Annotated in this window: 2 tRNA genes and 3 rRNA genes; all 5 read right to left on the reverse strand. The window is 49.1% G+C overall.

Annotated elements, in window-relative coordinates:
* Nucleotides 1-6: 6 nt before the first annotated feature.
* Nucleotides 7-119, reverse strand: a 5S ribosomal RNA gene (rrf, locus tag Q338_RS11820).
* A 178-nt stretch (nucleotides 120-297) separates the two neighbouring features.
* Nucleotides 298-3,189 (reverse strand): 23S ribosomal RNA (locus Q338_RS11825).
* A gap of 388 nt (nucleotides 3,190-3,577) precedes the next feature.
* Nucleotides 3,578-3,653: transfer RNA gene (locus Q338_RS11830), tRNA-Ala, on the reverse strand.
* A gap of 78 nt (nucleotides 3,654-3,731) precedes the next feature.
* Nucleotides 3,732-3,808: transfer RNA gene (locus Q338_RS11835), tRNA-Ile, on the reverse strand.
* Nucleotides 3,809-3,980: 172 nt separating this feature from the next.
* Nucleotides 3,981-5,518 (reverse strand): 16S ribosomal RNA (locus Q338_RS11840).
* The 16S, 23S and 5S rRNA genes sit together here with 2 tRNA genes alongside, the layout of an rRNA operon.
* Between the last annotated feature and the right edge of the window lie 104 nt (nucleotides 5,519-5,622).

Below are 5,622 nucleotides of genomic sequence, written 5' to 3' on the forward strand. Positions count from 1 at the left end.
TAAATAGTTTGGCGATGACCTACTTTCGCATACGATTGTATACTATCATCGGCGCTGGAATGTTTCACTGTCCTGTTCGGGAAGGGAAGGAGTGGAGCCAAACCGCTATGGTCGCCAAACGTAAAGGGGAACAAACTGGGAAGCCGATTTTAAACAAAGGTTTTGGTTTGTTTGTGTTGATTTTGTATTTTTTGGTGATGACTGAGTCATCAGTAAGCTTATTTCATTTTATATTTACTTTGATTTCAGTTTATTTCGATTTCAGTTTATTTCTGTTTTCAAAGTTCTTCAAATGATAGAGTCAAGCCTTACGGGCAATTAGTATCGGTTAGCTGCACATATTGCTATGCTTCCACACCCGACCTATCAACGTTGTGGTCTACAACGACCCTTGAATGCGGTTAAACCGCAGGGGAAGTCTCATCTTTGGGCGAGTTTCGCGCTTAGATGCTTTCAGCGCTTATCTCTTCCGAACTTAGCTACCCGGCTATGCTTCTGGCGAAACAACCGGTACACCAGAGGTTCGTCCACTCCGGTCCTCTCGTACTAGGAGCAGCCCCCGTCAAACTTCCAACGCCCACTGCAGATAGGGACCAAACTGTCTCACGACGTTTTAAACCCAGCTCACGTACCACTTTAAATGGCGAACAGCCATACCCTTGGGACCGACTACAGCCCCAGGATGTGATGAGCCGACATCGAGGTGCCAAACTCCGCCGTCGATATGGACTCTTGGGCGGAATCAGCCTGTTATCCCCGGAGTACCTTTTATCCGTTGAGCGATGGCCCTTCCATACAGAACCACCGGATCACTATGTCCTGCTTTCGCACCTGCTCGACTTGTCGGTCTCGCAGTTAAGCTACCTTTTGCCATTGCACTATCAGTCCGATTTCCGACCGGACCTAGGTAACCTTCGAACTCCTCCGTTACGCTTTGGGAGGAGACCGCCCCAGTCAAACTGCCTACCATGCACGGTCCCCGACCCGGATAACGGGTCTGGGTTAGAACCTCAAAGCCACCAGGGTGGTATTTCAAGGACGGCTCCACAGAAACTGGCGTTTCTGCTTCAAAGCCTCCCACCTATCCTACACAAGTGACTTCAAAGTCCAATGCAAAGCTACAGTAAAGGTTCACGGGGTCTTTCCGTCTAGCAGCGGGGAGATTGCATCTTCACAACCATTTCAACTTCGCTGAGTCTCGGGAGGAGACAGTGTGGCCATCGTTACGCCATTCGTGCGGGTCGGAACTTACCCGACAAGGAATTTCGCTACCTTAGGACCGTTATAGTTACGGCCGCCGTTTACTGGGGCTTCGATCCGATGCTTGCACATCTTCAATTAACCTTCCAGCACCGGGCAGGCGTCACACCCTATACGTCCACTTTCGTGTTAGCAGAGTGCTGTGTTTTTAATAAACAGTCGCAGCCACCGATTCTCTGCGACCCTGATAGGCTTACGGAGCAAGTCCTTAACCTTACAGGGCATACCTTCTCCCGAAGTTACGGTATCAATTTGCCGAGTTCCTTCTCCCGAGTTCTCTCAAGCGCCTTAGAATTCTCATCCTGCCCACCTGTGTCGGTTTGCGGTACGGTTTTGATTCAACTGAAGCTTAGTGGCTTTTCCTGGAAGCGTGGTATTTGCTGCTTCGTGTCCGTGGACACTCGTCATCACGTCTCGGTGTTAAGAAGGAGCGGATTTGCCTACTCCTTCCACCTACAGGCTTAAACAATCTATTCCAACAGATTGCCAGCATAACCTTCTCCGTCCCCACATCGCATTGAATCAAAGTACGGGAATATTAACCCGTTTCCCATCGACTACGCATTTCTGCCTCGCCTTAGGGGCCGACTCACCCTACGCCGATGAACGTTGCGTAGGAAACCTTGGGCTTTCGGCGAGCGGGCTTTTCACCCGCTTTATCGCTACTCATGTCAACATTCGCACTTCTGATACCTCCAGCAGCCTTTACAAGCTGCCTTCGCAGGCTTACAGAACGCTCCCCTACCATGCTAGTAAACTAGCATCCGCAGCTTCGGTTACAGATTTGAGCCCCGTTACATCTTCCGCGCAGGAAGACTCGACCAGTGAGCTATTACGCTTTCTTTAAATGATGGCTGCTTCTAAGCCAACATCCTGGCTGTCTGTGCCTTCCCACTTCGTTTACCACTTAATCTGTCATTTGGGACCTTAGCTGGCGGTCTGGGTTGTTTCCCTCTTGACACCGGACGTTAGCACCCGATGTCTGTCTCCCGAGGAGCAACTTGATGGTATTCTTAGTTTGCCATGGGTTGGTAAGTTGCAATAACCCCCTAGCCATAACAGTGCTTTACCCCCATCAGTCTCATACTCGAGGCACTACCTAAATAGTTTTCGGGGAGAACCAGCTATCTCCGAGTTTGTTTAGCCTTTCACCCCTATCCACAGCTCATCCCCGCATTTTGCAACATGCGTGGGTTCGGACCTCCAATGCGTTTTACCGCACCTTCATCCTGGCCATGGATAGATCACTCGGTTTCGGGTCTACACCCAGCAACTATGCGCCCTATTAAGACTCGGTTTCCCTACGCCTCCCCTACTCGGTTAAGCTCGCTACTGAATGTAAGTCGTTGACCCATTATACAAAAGGTACGCAGTCACCCCATTACGAGGCTCCCACTGTTTGTATGCATCAGGTTTCAGGTTCTATTTCACTCCCCTCCCGGGGTTCTTTTCGCCTTTCCCTCACGGTACTGGTTCACTATCGGTCGATGATGAGTATTTAGCCTTGGAGGATGGTCCCCCCATATTCAGACAGGATTTCACGTGTCCCGCCCTACTTGTCGTGCGCTTAGTACCATTAATGTGTTTTCGGATACGGGGCTATCACCCACTATGGCGGACTTTTCCAAGTCCTTCTCCTAACGCATCAATTATCACACACAGGCTACTCCGTGTTCGCTCGCCACTACTTACGGAATCTCGGTTGATTTCTTTTCCTCTGGGTACTTAGATGGTTCAGTTCTCCAGGTTCGCTTCTACAGAGCTATGTATTCACTCTGTGATACACACTAAAAGTGTGTGGGTTTCCCCATTCGGACATCGCGGTATCATTGCTTTTTTGCCAGCTTCTCCGCGCTTTTCGCAGGCTTACACGTCCTTCTTCGCCTATCATCGCCAAGGCATCCACCTGATGCACTTATTCACTTGACTCTATCATTTGAAGAACCTTTGACTTCGCCCAAACTGGCGTTGACGACCAATCTGAACTTAAATTCCCAAACAATAAAGCTTACTGCTTTGTTGTGAGTAGTTTGTGCCTTTTGTGTTTCACAAACTACTTGATACAATCATCACCCAAATACTGTTGTTTGATTCTTTTCAACCTGAGTTTTGTTTCAGGCTGCCTGAAATCAGTTTGCAAACTGATTTCAAACCAAATCAAACCAAAATTGTCTTTGTTTGTTGATTTCGGCTTTCCAATTTGTTAAAGAGCGATGCAATCATTTCCTGACTTCGTCAGCAAATTGCAAATTAAAACAAGCAAGCTAAAAATTCTACACAAACTCGCTTTAATTTGCAATTTCATTTTATTTAATCTTGGTGGAGGCAAACGGGATCGAACCGATGACCCCCTGCTTGCAAAGCAGGTGCTCTACCAACTGAGCTATGCCCCCAGTATTCCATTTTACGTTCACTAAAATTAAAATAAACTTTTCATTTATTTTTTATTTAGCTCTACGCCGTTTTGCAACTGGTGGGTCTGGTAGGACTTGAACCTACGACCCCACGCTTATCAAGCGTGTGCTCTAACCACCTGAGCTACAAACCCATGTCTTTAAAAAAATAAACTACGCTCTGCTTTGTCGTTCGCTCCTTTGCATACTTATGCATGCGGCAGTCACTCTCTTCGCGCATAGCTTGTTTCTTTTTTTAAATTAAACTTGCATCTATATACGATTACCGATAAGTGTGAGTACCCAACAGCCCCTTCTTTTCTCTAGAAAGGAGGTGATCCAGCCGCAGGTTCCCCTACGGCTACCTTGTTACGACTTCACCCCAGTCATGAAACATACCGTGGTAAGCGGGCTCCTCGCGGTTACCCTACCTACTTCTGGTATCCCCCACTCCCATGGTGTGACGGGCGGTGTGTACAAGACCCGGGAACGTATTCACCGCAGTATGCTGACCTGCGATTACTAGCGATTCCGACTTCATGCACTCGAGTTGCAGAGTGCAATCCGGACTACGATCGGTTTTCTGGGATTGGCTCCACCTCGCGGTTTGGCTACCCTCTGTACCGACCATTGTATGACGTGTGAAGCCCTGGTCATAAGGGCCATGAGGACTTGACGTCATCCCCACCTTCCTCCGGTTTGTCACCGGCAGTCTCATTAGAGTGCCCAACTAAATGATGGCAACTAATGACAAGGGTTGCGCTCGTTGCGGGACTTAACCCAACATCTCACGACACGAGCTGACGACAGCCATGCAGCACCTGTGTTACGGCTCCCGAAGGCACAAGCATATCTCTACGCTCTTCCGTACATGTCAAGACCAGGTAAGGTTCTTCGCGTTGCATCGAATTAATCCACATCATCCACCGCTTGTGCGGGTCCCCGTCAATTCCTTTGAGTTTTAATCTTGCGACCGTACTCCCCAGGCGGTCAATTTCACGCGTTAGCTACGCTACTAAGGTATCAAGTACCCCAACAGCTAATTGACATCGTTTAGGGCGTGGACTACCAGGGTATCTAATCCTGTTTGCTACCCACGCTTTCGAGCATGAACGTCAGTATTATCCCAGGGGGCTGCCTTCGCCATCGGTATTCCTCCACATCTCTACGCATTTCACTGCTACACGTGGAATTCTACCCCCCTCTGACATACTCTAGCTTGCCAGTTTCAAACGCCGTTCCCAAGTTGAGCTCGGGGATTTCACATCTGACTTAACAAACCGTCTGCGCTCGCTTTACGCCCAGTAATTCCGATTAACGCTCGCACCCTACGTATTACCGCGGCTGCTGGCACGTAGTTAGCCGGTGCTTATTCTTCGGGTACCGTCATCACGAACTGGTATTATCAATCCGCTTTTCTTCCCCGACAAAAGTCCTTTACAACCCGAAGGCCTTCTTCAGACACGCGGCATGGCTGGATCAGGGTTCCCCCCATTGTCCAAAATTCCCCACTGCTGCCTCCCGTAGGAGTCTGGGCCGTGTCTCAGTCCCAGTGTGGCGGATCATCCTCTCAGACCCGCTACTGATCGTCGGCTTGGTAGGCCTTTACCCCACCAACTACCTAATCAGACATTGGCCGCTCAAATAGCGCGAGGCTCAAAAAGTCCCCCGCTTTCACCCTCAGGTCGTATGCGGTATTAGCTATCCTTTCGGACAGTTATCCCCCACTACTCGGTACGTTCCAATGCATTACTCACCCGTTCGCCACTCGCCACCAGGTGCAAGCACCCGTGCTGCCGTTCGACTTGCATGTGTAAAGCATGCCGCCAGCGTTCAATCTGAGCCAGGATCAAACTCTTATGTTCAATCTCTAACTTCTACAACTTCTGGTCTGCTTCAAAGAAATTAACAAGAAATAATCTTGTAACTCTCAAAACAGTGTGAGACCATCAGGCACTCACACTTATCG

Source organism: Alysiella crassa DSM 2578, assembly GCF_000745955.1.
GTDB lineage: Bacteria > Pseudomonadota > Gammaproteobacteria > Burkholderiales > Neisseriaceae > Simonsiella > Simonsiella crassa.